This is a genomic window from Caulobacter sp. FWC2, assembly GCF_002742625.1.
Taxonomy (GTDB): Bacteria; Pseudomonadota; Alphaproteobacteria; order Caulobacterales; family Caulobacteraceae; genus Caulobacter.
This window is the reverse complement of record NZ_PEBF01000001.1, coordinates 4309157-4328416: the sequence shown is the minus strand read 5'-3', so window position 1 is coordinate 4328416 and position 19260 is coordinate 4309157. Positions and strand designations below refer to the sequence as shown.

At 66.2% G+C, this 19260-nt stretch carries 15 protein-coding genes and 1 pseudogene; 5 read left to right on the top strand and 11 right to left on the bottom strand.

Annotation, left to right across the window (positions count from 1 at the left end; all coding sequences use genetic code 11):
- Positions 1–21: 21 nt before the first annotated feature.
- Positions 22–1032, bottom strand: a complete 1011-nt coding sequence (cobS, locus tag CSW62_RS20540) for a cobaltochelatase subunit CobS (protein ID WP_099581061.1) — start codon at positions 1030–1032, stop codon at positions 22–24.
- A 76-nt stretch (positions 1033–1108) separates the two neighbouring features.
- A complete protein-coding gene (locus tag CSW62_RS20535) occupies positions 1109–1495 on the bottom strand; it encodes an RcnB family protein (protein ID WP_099581059.1) in 387 nt (128 codons plus the stop codon).
- A 136-nt stretch (positions 1496–1631) separates the two neighbouring features.
- Here CSW62_RS20535 and CSW62_RS20530 point away from each other — a divergent pair, with 136 nt between their 5' ends.
- The gene (locus CSW62_RS20530; RefSeq protein ID WP_099581057.1) at positions 1632–2357 is read left to right on the top strand and encodes a phosphatase PAP2 family protein; all 726 of its coding nucleotides are present in this window, start codon (positions 1632–1634) and stop codon (positions 2355–2357) included.
- On the opposite strand, the gene CSW62_RS20525 is transcribed toward CSW62_RS20530, so the two are convergent.
- From CSW62_RS20525 to CSW62_RS20510, 4 genes are all read right to left on the bottom strand, one after another.
- A complete protein-coding gene (locus CSW62_RS20525; RefSeq protein ID WP_369827555.1) occupies positions 2323–3852 on the bottom strand; it encodes a dienelactone hydrolase family protein in 1530 nt (509 codons plus the stop codon). The genes CSW62_RS20530 and CSW62_RS20525 overlap by 35 nt on opposite strands.
- Before the next feature lie 95 nt (positions 3853–3947).
- Positions 3948–4388, bottom strand: coding sequence for a hypothetical protein (locus tag CSW62_RS20520; RefSeq protein ID WP_099581053.1), 441 nt, complete (start codon positions 4386–4388; stop codon positions 3948–3950).
- A 155-nt stretch (positions 4389–4543) separates the two neighbouring features.
- Positions 4544–5299 (bottom strand): hypothetical protein, encoded by a 756-nt coding sequence (locus tag CSW62_RS20515; protein WP_099581051.1) that lies wholly within the window; start codon positions 5297–5299, stop codon positions 4544–4546.
- Between the two features lie 183 nt (positions 5300–5482).
- Positions 5483–6139, bottom strand: coding sequence for a J domain-containing protein (locus CSW62_RS20510; RefSeq protein WP_099581049.1), 657 nt, complete (start codon positions 6137–6139; stop codon positions 5483–5485).
- A 58-nt stretch (positions 6140–6197) separates the two neighbouring features.
- Between CSW62_RS20510 and CSW62_RS20505 the strand changes: the two genes are divergently transcribed.
- The 4 genes from CSW62_RS20505 to CSW62_RS20490 all read left to right on the top strand — a co-directional run bounded on the left by CSW62_RS20505 (position 6198) and on the right by CSW62_RS20490 (position 14506).
- Positions 6198–6470 carry a BolA family transcriptional regulator gene (locus tag CSW62_RS20505; protein ID WP_099581047.1) on the top strand — a complete coding sequence of 91 codons (273 nt, stop codon included), beginning with the start codon at positions 6198–6200 and terminating at the stop codon, positions 6468–6470.
- A gap of 88 nt (positions 6471–6558) precedes the next feature.
- Positions 6559–7005, top strand: a complete 447-nt coding sequence (gene cdd / locus CSW62_RS20500) for a cytidine deaminase (protein ID WP_099581045.1) — start codon at positions 6559–6561, stop codon at positions 7003–7005.
- Between the two features lie 251 nt (positions 7006–7256).
- The gene (locus tag CSW62_RS20495) at positions 7257–10943 is read left to right on the top strand and encodes a TonB-dependent receptor domain-containing protein (RefSeq protein WP_099581043.1); all 3687 of its coding nucleotides are present in this window, start codon (positions 7257–7259) and stop codon (positions 10941–10943) included.
- 566 nt (positions 10944–11509) lie between these two features.
- Positions 11510–14506, top strand: a complete 2997-nt coding sequence (locus tag CSW62_RS20490) for a TonB-dependent siderophore receptor (RefSeq protein WP_099581041.1) — start codon at positions 11510–11512, stop codon at positions 14504–14506.
- Between the two features lie 134 nt (positions 14507–14640).
- Here the strand turns inward: CSW62_RS20490 and CSW62_RS20485 are convergent, their stop codons facing one another.
- The 5 genes and pseudogenes from CSW62_RS20485 to aroB all read right to left on the bottom strand — a co-directional run bounded on the left by CSW62_RS20485 (position 14641) and on the right by aroB (position 19259).
- Positions 14641–15009 (bottom strand): response regulator, encoded by a 369-nt coding sequence (locus CSW62_RS20485; RefSeq protein ID WP_099581039.1) that lies wholly within the window; start codon positions 15007–15009, stop codon positions 14641–14643.
- 3 nt (positions 15010–15012) lie between these two features.
- Entirely contained in the window at positions 15013–16599 is a 1587-nt protein-coding gene (locus CSW62_RS20480) for a sensor histidine kinase (RefSeq protein ID WP_233206738.1), read from the bottom strand.
- 121 nt (positions 16600–16720) lie between these two features.
- A complete protein-coding gene (locus tag CSW62_RS20475) occupies positions 16721–18007 on the bottom strand; it encodes an HlyC/CorC family transporter (protein WP_099581035.1) in 1287 nt (428 codons plus the stop codon).
- A pseudogene (locus CSW62_RS27525) lies at positions 17998–18139 on the bottom strand (hypothetical protein); the annotation flags it as partial. The gene CSW62_RS20475 and the pseudogene CSW62_RS27525, both read right to left, overlap by 10 nt.
- 7 nt (positions 18140–18146) lie before the next feature.
- Positions 18147–19259 carry a 3-dehydroquinate synthase gene (aroB, locus tag CSW62_RS20470; RefSeq protein WP_099581033.1) on the bottom strand — a complete coding sequence of 371 codons (1113 nt, stop codon included), beginning with the start codon at positions 19257–19259 and terminating at the stop codon, positions 18147–18149.
- Position 19260 lies beyond the last annotated feature (1 nt).

The following is a 19260-nucleotide window of genomic DNA, read 5'->3' as shown; positions in this document are numbered from 1 at the left end:
GCTGCGAATCGGAGATTCACGTCAGGCCACCTTCACCCGCGCCGCGCTTTCCGGGAGATCCGTGCCGAACGCGCGCTGGAAGAACTCGGCCACCGTGGGGCGTTCCAGTTCGTCGCACTTGTTCAGGAAGGTCAGGCGGAAGGCCAGGGCCACGTCGTTGTCGAAGATCTCGGCGTTCTGGGCCCAGGTGATCACCGTGCGCGGGCTCATGACGGTCGAGATGTCGCCGTTCATGAAGGCGTTGCGGGTCATGTCGGCGACGCGGACCATGGCGGCCAGGGTGCGCTTGCCTTCGGCGGTGTCGTACGACGGGTTCTTGGCCAGCACGATGGCGGCCTCGACGTCGTGCTCCAGGTAGTTGAGCGTCGTCACGATCGACCAGCGGTCCATCTGTCCTTGGTTGATCTGCTGGGTGCCGTGATAGAGGCCCGTGGTGTCGCCCAGACCGATGGTGTTGGTCGTCGAGAACAGCCGGAAATACGGATTGGCGCGGATGACGCGGTTCTGGTCCAGCAGCGTCAGCTTGCCGCCGGCTTCCAGCACCCGCTGAATCACGAACATCACGTCCGGACGGCCGGCGTCATATTCGTCGAACACCAGGGCGATCGGGCGCTGCAGGGCCCAGGGCAGGATCCCTTCGCGGAATTCGGTGACCTGCTTGCCTTCCTTCAGGACGATCGCGTCCTTGCCGACCAAGTCGATGCGCGAGACGTGGCTGTCCAGGTTCACGCGGACCAGCGGCCAGTTCAGGCGCGCGGCGATCTGCTCGATGTGGGTCGACTTGCCGGTGCCGTGATAGCCCTGGACCATCACGCGGCGATCCTTGGCGAAGCCGGCGCAGATGGCCTTCGTCGTCTGCGGATCGAACTTGTAGGCCGTGTCGATCTCGGGGACGTGCGGGTCGCGGTGCGAGAAGGCCGGAACCTTCATGTCGCTGTCCACGCCGAACGCGTCGCGGAGCGTCACCCACTTGTCGGGGACCAGGGTGATCAGCGGATCGGCGGCGGAGCTGGTGTCGGCGAACTCGGGCATGTCACCCGATTACCGCCATGACGTAGGGTAGGGGAAGGGGGCGCCGCCACGCGACGCCCCCTCGAGACCCATTTTTTTAGCGGTTGGCGATGATCACCGAGGCGATCAGGCCCGTGGCGACGGCGGCCAGGACGTATTGGTCGTTCACGCGCTGCCAGCGATAGCCGCGCGGCGGCTGGCGCAGACCGCGGGCGCGGTAGTCGCTGACATAGTAGGTGTTGCCGCGATAGCGTTGGTCCAGACGTTGGCCCTTGGCCCAGCGGCGGTACTCACGGCGGTCGTCGCGGCGGTCACGACGGTCCTCGGCGCGGGCCTGATCGTGGCGGCCTTGCTCGTAGGAGCGGTCGCGGGCGTCATAGCGGCCATTGTTATTGTGGTCGCGGCGATAGTCCTGCGCCGAGGCGGCGCTGGCGCCGCCGGCCAGCATCAGAACGGCGAGCGAAGCGGTGATAAGACGTTTCATATCGGGTCTCCTTGAAGGTGAGAACAGCCTAGGCTGCTCGACCTAGTCCCGGCATGAACGGCTCCACTCAGCTTAAGTTCATGTTTCATTTGGGAAATGTTATGACGCCAAGGTGTTGTTAGGAGCTATCCGTTTGATGCGTATCGACTTTGCCGCCTTGCTGTCCGCCGCGCGCCGCGAGCTGGGCGCCACCTCGGCTCTGCTGGTGGCCGCGCTGGGCGCCTGGGGCTTCCTATCGATCGCCGATGAAGTGGCGGAGGGCGAAACCCGGGCGCTGGATCTTTCGGTGCTGGAGGCCCTGCGCGTCGATGGCCAGCCGCATGAACTGGTCGGACCCGGATGGCTGCACATCGCCGCCGCCGACATCACCGCCTTGGGCTCGGTGACGGTGCTGGGCCTGATCATCCTGCTGGCCTTCGCCCTGCTGGCGTCCCTGCGCCGCTGGAGCGAGGGGCTGCTGCTGCTCGCGGGCGCCGGCGGAGGACTGGCGATCAGCCAGACGCTGAAGCTGATCTTCGGGCGGGAGCGGCCGGATCTGGTCTATCGCGCGGTCGAGGCGGTCAATGCCAGCTTCCCGTCGGGCCACGCCATGCTGTCGGCCGTGGTGTTCCTGACCCTGGGCGTGCTGGCCGCGCGCTTCGCCGACCGGCGGCGGGTCAAGGTTCTGGCGATCGGCGCGGCCGTGCTGGTCAGCCTGCTGGTCGGCCTCAGCCGTGTCTATCTGGGCGTCCACTGGGCCAGCGACGTCCTGGCCGGATGGTGCATGGGCGCGGCCTGGGCCATGGCCTGCTGGCTGGCGGCCTTCTTCGTGCAGCGGCGGTTCGGGCTCAGGGCGTCGCGCCCAGAGCCTTCAGCTGCGTGACACCATTGGTGTTCTTGGGATTCAGCACGAGCGACTGGCGATAGGCCGCGATGGCGCGCGTCTTGTCGCCGGCGGCGGCGTAGGCTTCGCCCAGGCTGTCGGACGCGTTCCAGCTGTCGGCGTGCAGTTCCTGGTTCAACTTCAGGATCGCCACGGCCGCGCGGGTGTCGCCGTTGCCCAGCAGCTGATAGCCCCAGCGGTTCATCTCGGTCTCGTCGATGGCGAAGTCGCCGTCGCGGCTCCTGAACGCCTGATAGGTGGCCTGGGCCTTGTCGAAGCCGACGCGGTTCAGCTCGGCGGCGAAGGCGGCCTGGGTCGGCGGCGCGCCCTGGGCCTTGGCGACGTCGAGGGCCAGCAGGTGGCGCGGCGCGCCGGTCTTGGCGACCGGGGTGTCCAGGAAGGCGCGGCCGGCGGCGTCGCCCTTGAGATAGGCGTCCAGGAAACGGCGGACATAGGTCTCGACCCAGCCGTTGGCGACCGACAGCTCGTCCTTGTCGTAGTCGCCGTACTCGGCGGCCAGCCGCTGGTCGAACATCACCGAGAAGTTGGAATGGACGTACGGATAGAGGGTGACCTTGTAGAGGTCGGCGTACTTCATCTTGGCGAGGAAGCTGGTGTCCTTGTTCACGTCGACCGCCTGTTCCTCGACCGGCTTGGGCGCGGCGGCGACGTACAGCATGGGCGCGGTGACGCGCGCGGGGGTCAGGAACCGCGACTGCTTGATGGTCTCGGGCCAGTAGCGCACCGAGCCGTCCAGCGCGACCAGGGCGCCGATGCGGCTGTCCTTGGCGGCGGCCATGACATTGGCCAGGCCGCCCCAGCTGTAGCCGGCCACGGCCAGGCGACTCATGTCGGCCTGGGGCAGGCCGTGGGCGTAGCCGATCAGGAATTCGATATCGCCGACCTGGGTCTCGACGCCCTCCAGCTCGGTCGTCATGCCGCGCGAGGCCTGGCCGAAGCTGGGGCTGGCGATGACCAGATAGCCCTGGCTGGCCAGATATTCGCAGAGGTCGGCGTTCTCATAGGCCTCGGCGTTGAAGCTGGGCGCGTAGATCACGACCGGGAACTTGCCCGCCGCGGCCGTGGCGTCGCGCCGGGCCCGCATCGGCGCGGCCAGCTCGGCCTTGGCTCGCTCCGGCGACAGCACTGCGACGCGGGCGCGGACGAACTTGGCCTCCAGCGCCGCGCGCTCGGCGGGCGGGCGTTCGAAGTCGTCGGCGGTGGCGCCGAGCTTGACGTAGTCCTCGACCGTCACGCCGCGGCCCGAGCCCTTGGCCGCCGGATACCAGATCAGGGTCTGGATCGGCCGCGCCCGCTCGCCGGTCACGGGCTTGCCCGTCAGCGGATCAGTGGCCCCGCGATAGCCTCGGGCGAAGTCATATTGCTCGACGACGCGCAGGCCGACCGCGTACGGCCCCGGCGGATTGATGCGCTTGAAGTTCGAGTCGGCGGCCGCCAAGGACGGGGCGCCGAGCAGCGCCAGAAGCAGGAACACAATACGCAAGACGTCACCCCTCGAATAGCGCAGCCATGGCGTCCCGCGCCGATCACCACAACTGAAGGATTTTTAATGCCAGGCGCGCGGCGCGCCTACGCCGCCTTCGGCTTCGGTCGCCAGCGCAGTTCCAGCGTCGTCCACACCGCGCCGGCGAAGTCGGCCAGGCCTACCGCCAGCCAGGCCTTGGGCAGCCAGTCCAGCAGGACGAAGGCGCCGATTACGACCACCGAGAACACCCGCAGCACCACCGAGGCTCGCATATAGGTGCGCTGCCCGGTCCAGCCGGCGACATGATAGCCCATGGCGTAGGCGAGCAGGACGAGGCCGACGAATCGCACCCAGGGGAGGGACGCGGTCTCGACAGGGGCGTGCAGCAGGGTCAGCACCGGACGCGGCGCCACGGCCAGGGCCAGGCCCGCGCTTGAGATCAGGCCGCCCCAGGCCCAGATGCTCCAGGGCTTGCCGAACGGAACCGGGGTCACCGGCGTCGGCGGATCGACCGGCGCGCGCCAATCTGGGTCGCTAACGGTCATGGACTACTCTTCCCTCGCGCCCCAAGGCGGCCGTGAACATGGCTCATGCGGGGTCTGCTTCGCAAGAGCGAGCGCTTGTTCGCCTCCGCCTCGAGCGGCCAGACAGCATGAGCGGTCGAGCGCGCCACAGCCGTGCGCCAGGCCGCGAAGCGGACTCAACGCATGCCGTTTTGGAGCCCGGCGTCCTTTTCCGTCATGCCGTAGGCAAAGGCGCCGCAAAGGGTCGAATCGTCCTTTGGGGGCCACGGCCCCGGACTAAAGGCGGCGACAGTGATATAGTTGACCGCATGGCTCGCGGTTAGAGCAATATATCCCGTCTTCTTCTTACATAGTCCGCCATTAAAAGCCTTTGGCGGTACTTGCTCGTTCATGACCTTGTAGACGAAAACAACCGTGACTCGGTCATCGGCCTTTTCGTTTAGGTAATCCTCCATCCCGACCGGCTGCATCATGATTTTGCTCCAGTCGAGCTTTCCAATGGCTTCGACGCCGCCGCCATCGACAATCTGAAGATCATAGGCGAGGCCATTCGCCGCCTGCATATGCAGCCATTGGGTGGGTTCGCCCTCCTTGGGGATGCCGCTGAACACCACGGGCCCCGTAAAGCCGATCGCCGTGGTGGACGTCGGCTCGAAATGCGTGGTCTCGCCGTTTATGCCCATGGGCGGGGGATAGGGCATGACTTCACCATAGAAGCCGTACATTCCCTGCTCATCCGTAGGCCGGCCATCGTCGTGTTCTTCCTCTTCGCCGGACTCGGCGGCGGGGCTCGCGGCGTTGGCGGTGGATGCGGGCGCGGCGGCGCTCGCGACGACCTTCTTCTCTTTAGGCTGGGGGGCGGGCGCCTGGGGGCCACAGGCCGCCGTCAGGAGAACCGCGCACAAAATCATGACGTTGCGTATCAGGCGCATCAATGGCTCCGCACGACGCCTGGCTTTCACGGCGCGTCTCATGTTGCCCCCGTCGGGCCGCGCCAACCGGAGGATCGCGAGGAAGATCCACGTTCTGGACTATAATCGCAACAGAACGATCTCGACCCGGGCTCCGGCCTTCTCGTCCAGCCTTGGGGCGCGGCCCCTGCTGGGGGAGGTCGCCTAAGCCTTCACCATTCCCGACTTCTGCAGGGTCTTGTAGGCCTTGATGACCCGCTGGAGCTTGTGCTCGGCGCTGCGGTCGCCGCCATTGACGTCGGGGTGGCAGCGCTTGAGCAGTTCCTTGTACTTGGCCTTGATCGTCGCGCTGTCGGCGCCGGCTTCCAGGTCGAGGTCGGCCAGGGCCTGGCGTTCCAGCTTGCCCAGGCTGCGCTCGGCGGCGTCGCGCGCCGACTCGGCCTTGCGCTGCTGGGCGCGGAAGATGCCGAACGGGTCGGCGAAGGCGCGGGCGTCGCGGGCGGCGGCGGCGGCGGCTTCCCGAGAGTTGGCGTCGGCCTTGAAGCTCCAGGTCGGACGGCCGCCGGTCTGGCGTTCGGCCTCCTGGGCGGCGCGGATCTGCGCCTCGCTCATGCCGGCGTAGAAATTCCAGTTCTTGTTGTACTCGGCCGCGTGCTGCTGACAGAACCAGTAGTGCTGGTTCGGCAGGTCGCGCGACTTCGGCGCCTTGGTCGATCCCGCCAGACGACAGTCGGGATGATCGCAGCGCTTCTCGCCGGGCTTCAGGCCCAGGACGTCGTTGACCACGTCGTCCTCGCCCTTCTTGGGAGGGCGGACGCGGATGTCGGTGAATTTGGGACGGTATTCGAACTGCCGGCTCATGGCGTCTAGAGTAAGCCCACGCTATTTCCGTTCAAGGATTGACAAGCAAGAGACTGACATGGGCGACGTCACAGACACCCTCCTTCGCAAGCTGAACGCGGCTTTTTCGCCGTCGCTGCTGGAATTGGTCGACGACAGCGACCGCCATCACGGCCACGCGGGCCACACCGGTTCGGGCGAGAGCCACTTCAATCTGCGAATCGAGGCCGAGGCCTTTGCCGGCAAGGCCCGGGTGATGCGCCAGCGCATGGTCATGAAGGTGTTGGCCGAAGAGTTGGCGGGGCCTGTCCACGCCCTGTCGATCGTCGCCAAGGCGCCCGGCGAAGCGTAAGACGGCTCTTACTTTTTTGCTTGCCTGAAGCCTGTGCGGCTGATTGCCTCTCTTCCCGGCGCGATCCTGCCGGAAGGCCAGAATCCGCATGAGCGCCGACATTTCCACGCCCCCCGGAATCCAAAGCTCCGAATCTCTCGAACAGGACGCCGCTCGGATCCTGCCGGACCTGCTGTCGCGGTCCTATGCCCGCTATTCGAACTTCACGGTGGCCGCGGCGGTGATAGACGACGAGGGCCGTGTTCACTACGGCGTCAATGTCGAGAACGCTGCCTATCCGGTGGGCACGTGCGCGGAACAGACGGCGATCGGCGCGATGATCACGGCCGGGGGCTCGCGGAAGATCGACAAGGTGCTGATCGCGGCCGGCTCCGGCGCCGTGGTCCAGCCGTGCGGCGCCTGTCGCCAGCGGATCGCCGAGTTTGCGGGTCGGACCTGCGAGATCGTCTCGGTCCAAGGCGGCGAAACGACCGAACGTACGCCTTTCTGGGGACTGTTACCGCACTCATTCGGGCCGCGGGACCTGGAGACCTAGAACGACGCCACCGGTGGAGCTTGCCCTCCGGAAAAAAGGCATTGGGGCGGACGATTTTTCAAGGTTGGCTGGACGAGGGGCCGGAAAACGGGACTTTTCTTGGGCGGGGATTGCCGAAAAGTAACACAAGTCACCGAACGAGCACCTTTTCGCCATATTTAACTCCAAATTCGCGCAGGGCTGTGCGATCGCCTTTCGCCTCAGTTTTCGCCCGGGGGGCGAGAATTCCGGTTTTCAGGGGCGTTCCAGAAATGAAGATTGCTTTGCTCGCGGGTGTGGCGCTCAGCGCTGTCGTCGGTAGCGTTGCTTACGGCCAGGAGGCTGCTCCGAGCACGTCCGGCGCGGTGTCAGAGATCGTGGTCACGGGTTCGCGGATCAAGCGTCCGCAGTTCGACGGGACGGTTCCCGGGGTGCAGGTCACCAAGGAAGAAATCATCCAGCGCGGCTTCAACAACGCCTACGACATCGTGCTGAGCCAGCCGCAGGTCGGCTCGGGCGCCAGCCCGTACGGCAGCAACGGCGGCCAGACCTCGAGCCTCGGCGTGGCCTATGCCGACCTTCTGAACCTCGGCCCGCAGCGCACCCTGACGCTGGTCAACAGCCGTCGCATGGTGTCGAGCAACGCCTCCACCCTGTTCGTGTCGGGTAACTACGCCGGTTCGCAAGTCGATGTCAGCGTCATCCCGGCCCAGATGATCGACCACGTCGACACCCTGACCGTCGGCGGCGCGGCCGCTTACGGTTCCGACGCCATCGCCGGCGTCATCAACTACATCATCAAGGACCGCTACGTCGGCGCCGAGGGCCGCGTCGCGTTCCGTACGACCGACAAGGGCGACGCCAACCGCTACAGCTTCAACGCCATCTACGGTTCGAACCTGCTCAACGACCGCGCCAACCTCGTCGTGTCGTTCGAGTATACCAAGACCGACGCCCTCTATGCCGACGAGCGTCCATGGATCATCGATACGGCCACCTCGGTGACCAACGCCTTCAACGGTTCCAAGCGCAACCCGAACTTCTCGCCGACCACGGCCATCGACGTGGCCAACCTCAACAACGGCGCGTTCCTGCGCACTTCGGACGACGGCATTCCGTCGACGGCCTACACCTATAACGCCCGTACGGGCATGCAGTGGCCGTCGGGCGTCGCCTTCGCCCCGACCTCGGGCACGAGCGCGTGCCCGCAGAGCATCGTGGGCGTCACCGCCTGCGTGTCCGGCGCGGGCCTGATCACCTCGAACCTGCAACTGGCGCCCGGTATTCCGACCGGCAACGGCATCTACACGGCCACCCTCGCCGCGGGCGCGTTCCCGAACTTCGCCCCGGCCTCGCTGCCGTCGAGCATCACTGCGGCCCAGGTGTTCGCCAAGTACGGCGTCACGGCGCCGACCGGCCTGACGACGACCCAGTTGAACACGCTGGCCCTCAACGTTCTGCAGAGCAAGCTGCCGACGTTGCGGGAATACCTGGCCAAGAACCCCAACACCGACATCAACCTGATCGTCGGCTCGCTGTATGCGAACATGCCGCGCGTCGCCAACTCCGACCCGGCCACCCGCGACCTGTTCCCGTTCATCGCCCGTCCGGTCCGCTTCAACGACAACGGCGAAGCCGTGAACTGGTCGTTCGCCAACATCGGCCCGAACGATCAAGGCACGATCAGCGCCGCGCCGGGCACCAAGGGCTACGACAGCAGCCGCTACAGCCTGATCCAGAACGCGCAAAAGCGTAAGGTCGGCACGCTGTTCGCCACCTTCGACGTCACCGACCACCTGGTCTACTACAGCCAGAACATCTTCTCGTCCGTCTCGACGCGCCTGCCGCGCAACGCGGTCTCGACGAACAACGTGACCGGCACGGGCGTTGAGACGTCGGGTCTGTATGTCAGCATCAACAACCCGTATCTGAGCGCGACCTCGCGTCAGGTGCTGCGCGACTCCGGCGCCGTCAACACCGCCGGCAACTTCCTCCTGTCGCGGACCAACCAGGACATCGTGGGCGACAACCCGCTGTGGGGTAAGACCGACACCAGCAACCTGGTGAACGGCCTGAAGGGCGACTTCGACCTGCTGGGCCGCAACTGGACCTGGGACGCCTCTTACACCTGGGGCCGTTCGAGCGGCCGCGTCGACTTCACCGGCCTGCGCGACCTCGAGTACAACCTCGCCATCGACACCACGCTGGACGCCAGCGGCGCCATCGTCTGCCGCGCCAAGACCAACCCCAGCGCCTATCTGGGCAAGTCCACGTCCGGCTTGTCCGCCAATCTGGTCGATCAACCCCAGGCGAACGGCATGATCGCCAAGCAGTCGTTCACCCCGGTTGTCACCCAGTCGATGATCGACAGCTGCCAGCCGCTGAATCCGTTCGGCTATGGCAACATGTCGGCCGCGGCCAAGGCCTACGTGACCGCCCAGCAGTTCTACGCGTTCGAGAACACCCAGACCTTCCTGCAAGGTTCGATCAGCGGCGACCTGTTCAACCTGCCGGCCGGCGCTGTCGGCGCGGCCCTCTCGGGCGAGCGCCGGACGACCAACAACGACTACTGGGTCGACAATGTCTCGCAATATGGCCGCACGCGGTCGGCCGCTATCGCGCGCACCGACTACGAGACGACCGCCGAAGAGTACGGCGTCGAACTGAACATCCCGCTGCTGGGCGGCGACTTCAGCCTGCCGTTCGCCAAGCGCCTGGAAATCAACCCGGCGGTGCGCTGGTCGAAGCAAAGCGGTAATGCGCCGACCTTCGTCAACGCGCTGGGCAAGACCATCAACCCGACCTATGACGGCGAAACCGCCAAGATCTGGTCGCTGGCCGGCACCTTCCAGCCGATCAAGGACATCTCGTTCCGCGGTAACGTGACCCGCTCGATCCGCCAGCCGGACGGCGTGGAACTGTTCCTCGGCGGCCAGCCGGCGTTCACGACGCCTGCGGATCCCTGCTCGACGGCCAACATCGGCGGGGGTTCGAACCCGGCCAACCGCAAGGCCAACTGTGTCGCCGCCGTCAAGGCCGCCGGCTACGCGACCAACGACGCCGACGCCCTGAACTTCCTGAACAGCTATACTCCGCCGTCGCTGTCGCTGCTGGGCGCCCGCTTCGGCAATATGGGCCTGAAGCCCGAGCGTGGCGAAAGCTGGACCGCAGGCGTCGTGCTTGAGCCGCGCTTCGTCCCGGGTCTGCGGATGTCGTTCGACTATGCCGACATCCAGCTGAAGGACCAGCTGAGCCGCGTGTCGCTGGATCAGCTGTCGGCCTACTGCTACGACTCGGCCGTCTATCCGGACAACAAGGCCCAGTTCGGCACCAACACCTGCGAATCCTTCGCGCGTTACGCCTCGGGCACTGAACCGACGTCGACGTTGAAGTTCGCGATGAAGGACGGCTGGAGCTCGACCTATCTGAACCTGGGTCAGACCACCATCCGCTCGGTCAACGCCGTCATCAGCTATCGCAAGAACCTTGCGCAACTGATCGGCCAAGACGGCGACTGGGGCCGCGTGTCGGTCAACAGCAACGTCTTCCGGACCCTGGAGTCGACCTTCAGCGCCACGGGCCTGGCCGCCGACAACGAGTACTATCTGGGCTCCTTCAACCCGAGCAACAACACGGGCGCCTCGGTTCCCCGCTGGCAGAGCAACACGACCGTCGCCTACAGCCTGAAGAAGTTCTCGACCAGCGTGAACATCAGCACTGTCAGCGACACGATCCGCTTCAGCGGCGCCACGCCGGCCACGATCGAGAACAACGCGTACCTCAACCGCAAGGGCTACGCGGTCTACAGCCTGTTCTTCGGCTATGACGTGACCGAGAAGCTCCAGCTGCGCTTCAACGTCAACAACGTGGCCGACAAGCGCTTCGAAGACGAGCGCGACGGCACGATCTACAGCTCGGCTGGTCGCACCTGGCAGTTCTCGGCCAACGCCAAGTTCTAAGCCAGCGCTCGGACCAGGCTTTTCGGAGCCGGGGCCGAGGACCTGGTATCAAGACCAAAAAGAAGGCTCCCGTCGCGAGGCGGGAGCCTTTTCTTGTATGGGGTCCAGACGCCGCCGCGGCGGTGTCTGATCGGTGGCTGGGGCCTGGGTTTCCGCAGCAACCTGCGAGATCGTCCCCAGCGAACGGCTTTCTGGTCCCTCCCGCCCCATTCCTGCGGGCCGCGCGACCTGGATTGGTCGTCTGCCTGAAATTTGTGCAACGAACGGCCCGGCATTCTGTGGGGCGCGCAAGATTTTTTGAAAATATCGATTTCTGTTGGGTGAATTCCGCTCATTCGAAAACTGGAAAATAATGCCGTTATAGCGGCGTTGAGCGAACGAAGATCCCCGATTTTGGTCAAAAGCGTGTTCATATAGCCACGTTATGCCTAAATACAGGCAGATTTACTTTCCGTAATGTTGGGCTTCCGAACCAAGCTGCTACAGGGCGCGCCCCGACGTTCAGGGGGCGTTTTTCGCCAAGGACCGTCGGGACACCTTTAGTACCGCCCTTGGGGGATTACCTGTTGAAGTTGACTAAGACTCTGCTGCTGGGAACGACGGTCATCACCGGCGTCCTGTCGCTGGCCGCCATCGCCAATGCCCAGACCGCTCCGGCCCCGGCTGAAGCTCCCGCCGCTCAAGACGCGCAGGAAGTCGAAGCGATCACCGTCACCGGTTCGCGCATCCGTCGTTCGGAATTCACCGCCGCCGCGCCGATCCAGGTGCTGACGGCCGAGCGCGCGGAAATGGAAGGCTCGGCGACCCTGTCGGCCGTTCTGCAGAACTCGACCCTCGCGGCCGGCACGGCCCAGATCAACAACCAGTACACCGGCTACAACGTCACCGGCGGTCCGGGCGTCAGCACCATCTCGCTGCGCGGCCTCGGCGCCAACCGCACCCTGGTCCTGCTGAACGGCCGTCGCGCCGGTCCGGCCGGCGTGCGCGGCCAAGTGGGCCCGTTCGACCTGGGCACCGTTCCGGAATCGATCGTTGAACGCGTCGAGATCCTGAAGGACGGCGCCTCGTCGGTCTACGGTTCGGACGCCGTCGCCGGCGTTGTCAACATCATCACCCGCACCAAGATGGACGGCGGCGAGGTCAAGCTCTACGGCAGCAACCCGCTGGACCACGGCGGCAAGTCGTACCGCGCCACCGCCGCCTGGGGTAAGACCTTCGACAAGGGCTACTTCAACGTCTCGGGCGAGTATTTCCGCCAGGAGATCCTGCGTCGTTCGGACCGCAAGGACACGTCCTGCGCCGCCGACTACCTGTTCGACCCGAAGACCGGCGCCCGCAAGGACTACCTCGACTCGGTCACGGGCCAGTTCAAGTGCAACAACCTGACCAATGGCTACGTCCAGCTGGTCACCGGCTCGGTCAACCTGGTTCCGACGACCCCGGGCGTTGCCTATCCGACCGAGGCTCAGGGCAACAACTCGACGATCGCCGGCTTCGCGCGCTTCAACCGCATCGGCTATCCGGGCACCTACGCCTACGCGCCGACCACGACCCCGCTGTACGATCGCTCGAGCACGGTTTCGCCGGAAATCCGCTCGACCGTGACCTTCAACGGCGGCTACCAGATCACGCCGAACGTCGAAGCCTATACCGAGCTGATGTTCAGTGAGCGCAAGTCGGCCCAGATCGGCGCGGCCCAACTGTTCCAGTCGTTCGCCCAGCGCAACACGATCAACGGCGCCCCGAACTACCTGCCGGCTTCGAACCCGAACAACACGCTCGGCCAGAACGCCGTGACTGTCACGGCCTATGAGTCGAACGGCCACCAGGACGTGAAGTACTACCGCGCCGTCGCGGGCCTGCGCGGCTCGATCGACTGGAACGGCGGCTGGGACTGGGACATCTTCGGCCAGTATTCGAAGTCGGACGCGACCTATGACTTCGGCCCGCGCGTCTATCTGGACCGCCTCGTCGCCCTGAACAGCCCGAACGTCGCCTGCACCAACAACCCGGTCGGCGGCAACTTCTCGAACTTCAACTGCTCGGCCCTGCCGAACGGCATCCCGTGGACCTCGACCCGCATCCTGCAGGGCCAGTTCACCCAGGCCGAGCGCGACTTCCTGTTCTTCAACGAGACGGGCACGACCGAGTACTCGCACGCCTATGTCGAAGGCTCGATCTCGGGCGACCTGTTCAGCCTGCCGACCGGCCCCGTCGCCGGCGCCTTCGGCTTCCAGGTCCGCAAGGAGCGCATCAACGACAAGCCGGGCTACCAGGCCGCCAACCGCAACATGGCGCTCTACAGCTCGGCCGGTCAGACCAAGGGTTCGGACAGCTCGAAGGAAGTCTTCGGCGAGCTGAACCTGCCGCTGGTCCGCGACCAGTTCCTGATGGAGCGTTTCGACGTCAACCTGTCGGGCCGCTACTCGGACTATGACAGCTACGGCTCTGACGCCACGTGGAAGGTCGGCGCCAACTGGCAGGTCCTGCCGTCGGTGACGCTGCGCTTCACGCACGGCACTTCGTTCCGCGCCCCGTCGCTGTATGAACTGTATCTGGGCAACCAGATCGGCTACTCGGGCCAGAGCGCGATCGACCCCTGCTACGACCTGGGCAACTCGTCCACGGCCACGCAGACGATCCGCACCAACTGCGCCGCGCAAGGCATCCCGACCACGTACAACGCCCTGGGCGGCTCCAGCGCCACGGTCTACTCGACCGGAGGCCAGGGTAACCTGAAGGCCGAGACGGCCGCGACCAACACCTTCGGCTTCGTCTGGTCGCCGAAGTTCGCGGACCTGAACGTCGCGGTCGACTACTTCACGATCAACATCGACAACGAAGTCCGCCAGTTCGGCGCGGCGAACATCCTGAAGCAGTGCTATAATTCGGCGGACTTCCCGACGAACCCCTTCTGCTCGCTGTTCACGCGTGATCCGTCGAAATATTACGTCCTGACGGTGCAGAACAGCTACGTGAACGTCGCCACCCAGGTGAACCACGGCATCGACCTGACCACCCACTACGGTCAGTCGCTGTTCGGCGGCAAGCTGTCGGTGAACTCGCAGTTCACCTGGATGACCAAGAACGTCACCACCCTGCTGGGTGGCGCGACGCCGCTGGACTATCTGGGCACCACCTACAGCTACGACGGTCCGGGCTTCTCGGGTAACCTGTCGGCCAGCTGGAAGAAGGACGATTGGACGCTCTATTGGGGCGTCAACATGATCGGCAAGGGTTCGGACGTCAGTCAGCCGGGCAACCTGGGCGACGTGTTCCCGGTGACGAAGTACACGGATCTCGCCAACGGCGTGACCACCAACTGCGCCGCCGCCGTGAATGCCTGCGCCTACTACAAGATCCACTCCGAGTTCATGTCGTACCACACGTTCTCGGTGAAGAAGGACTTCGGCGACATGTCGACCCAGATCGGCGTCAACAACGCCTTCGACGAGCGGCCGCCGGCCGCCTCGTCGGGTCAGACCCGTACGGGCACCGCCCAGATCGGCAACTACGACATGATCGGTCGCCGCATCTTCGTGGCCGTCACGAAGAAGTGGTAAGCTGATGGTGTCTCGACCGGTCGGTTCGCCGACCGGTCGATAGGCCAAAAAGAAGGAGCGCCGGAGTGATCCGGCGCTCCTTTTTCTTTATCTCTAGATCCGCCCCCGCGTCGCGAGGGCCGGCTTCTTCAGCCTTACGCGATCTGCCCGACCAGGGTTTCCAGCACGCGGCGCAGGTCGGCCTCGCGGAAGGGTTTCTGCAGCACGGTGGCGCCGCGGTGGTCTTCGGTCAGGCCCGCCTCGCCATAGCCGCTGGCGAAGGCGAAGGGCACGCCGCGCGCCTTCAGGGCGTCGGCGACCGGGAAGATCGGCCGGCCGCCCAGATTGACGTCCAGCAGGGCCGCGTCGATGTCGGCCGATCCCGCCAGGCGCAGGGCCTCCTCGATCTCGGCCGCAGGGCCGACGATCGTGCAGCCGAGATCGGTCAGCATGTCCTCGACCAGCATCGAGACCAGCGCCTCGTCCTCGACGACCAGGACCTTCAGGGAGTTCAGAGTCTTCATGTTCTAGGGCTCCAGCGCGCGCAGCGGCAACGCCATTAGACAGACGAGACCGGCGGCATCATAGGTCAGCTCGACCCCGCCGGATAGCTCGGCCGCAAGACCGCGCTCCAGAAGGCGGACGCCAAAGCCGCGACGGTCCGGCGGGGCGACGGACGGACCGCGGCTTTCGGTCCAGGTGAGACGCAAAACGCCGTCCTCAATGGTCCAGTCCACGGCCACGTGGCCGTCCGGGGTCGAGAGGGCGCCGTACTTGGCCGCGTTGGTGGCCAGTTCGTGGATGCCCATGCCTAAGGCCACCGCGGCCTTCGGGTTCAGGCGGACATCGCCGGGATAGGTGAAGCTGACGCGGTCCTCGCCGGCCATGGCGTGCAGCTCGACGTCGAACACTTCGCGCAGGCTGGCCCCGGCCCAGCTTTCGCGGGTCAGCAGGTCGTGGGTGTGCGACAGGGCGATCAGCCGGGTCTCGAAGGCGTCGCGGAAGAACTCCGGCGAGGCGACCGAACGCAGGGTCTGGGCGGCGATCGACTGCACGGTCGCCAGGCTGTTCTTGACCCGGTGGTTCAGCTCGTTGACCAGCAGCTTCTGGCGTTCCTCGGCGCGCTTGCGCTCGGTGATGTCCAGCGAGACGCCGGCCAGGCGCCGCACGCCGCCGTCGTCGGCGCTCGCGGCGGCGCGGCCCCGGGCCTGCAGCCAGCGCAGTTCGCCGGTCCGGTGCACCACGCGGTATTCGACGTCGTACTCGGCCCCGTTCCGGATGGCGTTCTCGATCGCCGCCAGGATGCGCGGGCGATCATCGGGATGGATGGTCTCGATCAGGTCGGCGAAGGTGAGACTCTCATCCGGCTGGCGGCCGTAGTTGAGCTTGCAGAGATCCGAGGCCTCATAGGTCTTGGTCGCCACGTCCAGGTCCCACGAGCCCATGCGGCCGCTTTCCAGCGCGAACTTCAGCCGCTCCTCGGCCCGGCGGCGCTGGGCCAGCTCGGCCACGGCGGCGCTCGTGAGCTTGAGCGACTCGATGGTGGCCGCCACCTGGGCGCCCAGGCCGGTCAGCAGCGCCGCATCGCGCGGCGTGAAGCGCCTGGCCTCGGGGTGACCAAAGAACAGGCCGCCCAGTACCTCGCCCCGCCGCGTCGCGACCGGAATGGCCAGGTAGCTGCGCACGGGCAGGTGGCCTTCGGGCATCCCCTTGCGCGGGGCGTTGCGGCCATAGCGCGGGTCCTGGGTGATGTCGTCCGACAGCACCACGCCCAGATTGTCGAAGGTGGGCGCGAAGACTTCGGTTCGGCGCACCTTGGGGAAGTCGGCGAACGCTTCGCGTGGCGCGCCCGACAGGCGGTAGAGGGCGTAGGACTCTCCGTCCGGCTCGACGACGTTGTAGAAGAACGCGCCGAATGATGCGCCGCTGATTTCGCGGGCGCCATCGAGAGCGACCTGGACGCAGGCGTCGATATCGACGCTGGACGCTATGGCCTCTCCAACCTGAGCCAGGGTCTCGGACTTGCGAATTTCATCGGCGAGGGCGGCTTCAAGCTCGACCAGACGCGTGCGCGCATCCGGCTCGTCGCCCTCGCGAAACCTGCTCTCAGCCATCGAGCTGGCCAAAACACGCCCCCTAGACCCCAGACCGCCCCCCGGGTCGGTAAGGAGCCAAAACGCGCCCCTTTCGATCCGGTTCCCAAATATCGAAAGGGGCGACCTTGACCTTAGAGGTTCAGAGTTCGGCGTCTTCGTCCAGAGGGGCGCTGATCCGCAGGGCGGTGATCTGGTTTCTCTGTCGGCGGAAGACCTGGAAGCGGTGGTGGTGGAAGATGAAGGTCTGGCCCGGCTCCGGGATCATCTGGGCTTCGTGGATAACTAGGCCGGCGATGGTGACGGCGTCGCCTTCGGGCAGGCGCCAGTCCATGGCGCGGTTCAGGTCGCGCACCGTGACGTGGCCATCGACATAGACCGAGCCGTCCTGCTGGCGGCGCACGCCTTCCAGCGCGGTGTCGTGCTCGTCGTCGATCTCGCCGACGATCTCCTCGAGGATGTCCTCCAGCGTCACCAGGCCCTGCAGGGCGCCGTACTCGTCGACGACCAGGGCGAAGTGGCTCTTGCGCTTGAGGAAGGCGTTGAGCTGGTCCTTCAGGTTGGTGGTGTCGGGGATGAACCACGGCTCGCGCAGGATGGCGGCGATGTCCAGGCCCTCGACCCCGGTCGGCGATTGAGCCAGGGCCTTCAGCAGGTCGCGGGCGTGCAGCACGCCGATGATGTTGTCGGGCTCGTCGCGATAGAGCGGGATGCGGGTGTGCTGAGCCTCCAGCACCTCGTCCACCAGCTCCCGAGCGGGCTGGTCGGCGTCCAGCAGCACCATCGACTTGCGGTGGACCATGATCTCCGAGACGTCCATGTCCGACAGGTCCAGCACCCCGCCCAGCATCCGCCGGTCGTCGGTCTCAACGAGGCCTTCGGAATGGTGGTAGTCGACCGCGCCGCGGATCTCCTCGTGAGCGGCCAGTACGTCGACGGCCATGTCCAGCTTGACCCCGAACACCCGCAGGGCGCGGCGGACGATCCACTGGATCACGTAGATGACCGGGCCGAACGCCCGGACGATGAAGAGGGTCGGGCCCGACAGGGCTCGGGCGGTGTCGTCCGGACGGACGATGGCCACGGTCTTGGGCAGCACCTCAGCGAACACCAGAACCAGTACGGTCATGGCGGCGGTGGCCACGGCCACGCCCCAGGGGCCGGGGATCAGGCGGGTCAGCACCTGGGTCGCCAGGGCCGAGGCCAGAATGTTGATCAGGTTGTTGCCCAGCAGCACCGCCCCGATCATCGTCTCCTGGTCGGACAGCAGCTTGTTGACCCGCCGCGCCGGCGCGTCGCCCTCGCGCTCCAGCTGGTGCATCCGCGAACGGCTGGCCCCCGTCATCGACGTCTCGGCGGCCGAGAAGATCGCTGACAGGGCCAGCAGGGCGATGACGATGGGCGCGAGGCCGAGCAGGGCGGTGAGCATGTCGATCCTTTCTCCTCCACCGTAAAACGGGGGAGGTGGCCCGGAGGGCCGGAGGGGGCGAGCTGGAGGTCGGCCGCGTGCGCCCCCTCCGTCGGCTCCGCCGACACCTCCCCCGCGACGCGGGGGAGGAGACGCTAGACTAGACCGCGCCTTCCTCGATCAGGAACGCTTTCAGCGCCGCCCGGTCCACGTCCTTGGCCACGAACGCTTCCCCGATGCCGCGCACCAGGACGAAGGTCAGCGCGCCGCCCTCGGCTTTCTTGTCCTGGCCGCAGTGGGCGACGAGCGCGTCGGCGTTGAACGGGTCGGGGCGGACCTCGATCATGGTCGTGGGCAGCCCCGCCGCCTTGATCGCGGCTTCGGCGCGGACCGCGTCCTGGCTGGGGCAGAGACCCAGCTTGGCCGAGAACCGGAACGCCTGGGCCATGCCGACGCCGACGGCCTCGCCGTGCTTCAGCGCGTCGCCAAAGCCCATCTCGGCCTCGATCGCGTGGCCGAAGGTGTGGCCCAGGTTCAGCAGGGCGCGGCGGCCGGCTTCCTTTTCGTCCTCCTCGACGATCTGCGCCTTCATCTCGACCGAGCGGCCGACGGCGCGGACCAGGGCGTCGACATCGCGCTCCAGCACCTTGCCGACATTGGCCTCCAGCCACTCGAAGAAGGCGAAGTCGCCCAGCAGGCCGTACTTGACGATCTCGGCGTAACCACAAGCCAGTTCGCGGGCGGGCAGGGTGGCCAGCACGTCGAGGTCGGCCAGCACGAGGCGCGGCTGGTGGAAGGCGCCGATCAGGTTCTTGCCGCGCGGCGTGTCGATGGCGGTCTTGCCGCCGACCGAGCTGTCGACCTGGGCCAGCAGGGTCGTGGGGACCTGCACGAAGTCGATACCGCGCTTGTAGATCGCCGCCGCGAAGCCGGCCAGGTCGCCGACCACGCCGCCGCCGAAGGCCACGATCTGGTCGCCGCGCTCCAGGCCGAGCGCCAGCAGGCGGTCGGAGAGATCGGCCAGGCCCTCGAAGCTCTTGCTCTCCTCGCCGGGCGGGATGGTGATGACGTCGACCGCGACGCCGGCCTTTTCCAGCGACACCGCCAGCCGCTCGCCGTGATGCTCGCCGACATTGGCGTCGGTGACGATGGCCACGCGCTTGCGTTTGCCCAGCACCGGAGCGATCCGCTCGCCCGCCTTGTCGATCAGGCCCGGACCGATGACGACGTCATAGGCGCGATCGCCCAGGCCCACGGAAACGGTGCGGATCATG

What these genes read in the sequence shown, in the direction of transcription:
- cdd (WP_099581045.1), top strand. Translation starts at nt 6,559, where the DNA reads ATGAGCGCCGACATTTCCACGCCCCCCGGAATCCAAAGCTCCGAATCT.
- CSW62_RS20475 (WP_099581035.1), bottom strand. Translation starts at nt 18,007, where the DNA reads ATGCTCACCGCCCTGCTCGGCCTCGCGCCCATCGTCATCGCCCTGCTG.
- CSW62_RS20480 (WP_233206738.1), bottom strand. Translation starts at nt 16,599, where the DNA reads ATGGCTGAGAGCAGGTTTCGCGAGGGCGACGAGCCGGATGCGCGCACG.
- aroB (WP_099581033.1), bottom strand. Translation starts at nt 19,259, where the DNA reads ATGATCCGCACCGTTTCCGTGGGCCTGGGCGATCGCGCCTATGACGTC.
- CSW62_RS20530 (WP_099581057.1), top strand. Translation starts at nt 1,632, where the DNA reads ATGCGTATCGACTTTGCCGCCTTGCTGTCCGCCGCGCGCCGCGAGCTG.
- CSW62_RS20485 (WP_099581039.1), bottom strand. Translation starts at nt 15,009, where the DNA reads ATGAAGACTCTGAACTCCCTGAAGGTCCTGGTCGTCGAGGACGAGGCG.
- cobS (WP_099581061.1), bottom strand. Translation starts at nt 1,032, where the DNA reads ATGCCCGAGTTCGCCGACACCAGCTCCGCCGCCGATCCGCTGATCACC.
- CSW62_RS20515 (WP_099581051.1), bottom strand. Translation starts at nt 5,299, where the DNA reads ATGCGCCTGATACGCAACGTCATGATTTTGTGCGCGGTTCTCCTGACG.
- CSW62_RS20510 (WP_099581049.1), bottom strand. Translation starts at nt 6,139, where the DNA reads ATGAGCCGGCAGTTCGAATACCGTCCCAAATTCACCGACATCCGCGTC.
- CSW62_RS20495 (WP_099581043.1), top strand. Translation starts at nt 7,257, where the DNA reads ATGAAGATTGCTTTGCTCGCGGGTGTGGCGCTCAGCGCTGTCGTCGGT.
- CSW62_RS20520 (WP_099581053.1), bottom strand. Translation starts at nt 4,388, where the DNA reads ATGACCGTTAGCGACCCAGATTGGCGCGCGCCGGTCGATCCGCCGACG.
- CSW62_RS20535 (WP_099581059.1), bottom strand. Translation starts at nt 1,495, where the DNA reads ATGAAACGTCTTATCACCGCTTCGCTCGCCGTTCTGATGCTGGCCGGC.
- CSW62_RS20505 (WP_099581047.1), top strand. Translation starts at nt 6,198, where the DNA reads ATGGGCGACGTCACAGACACCCTCCTTCGCAAGCTGAACGCGGCTTTT.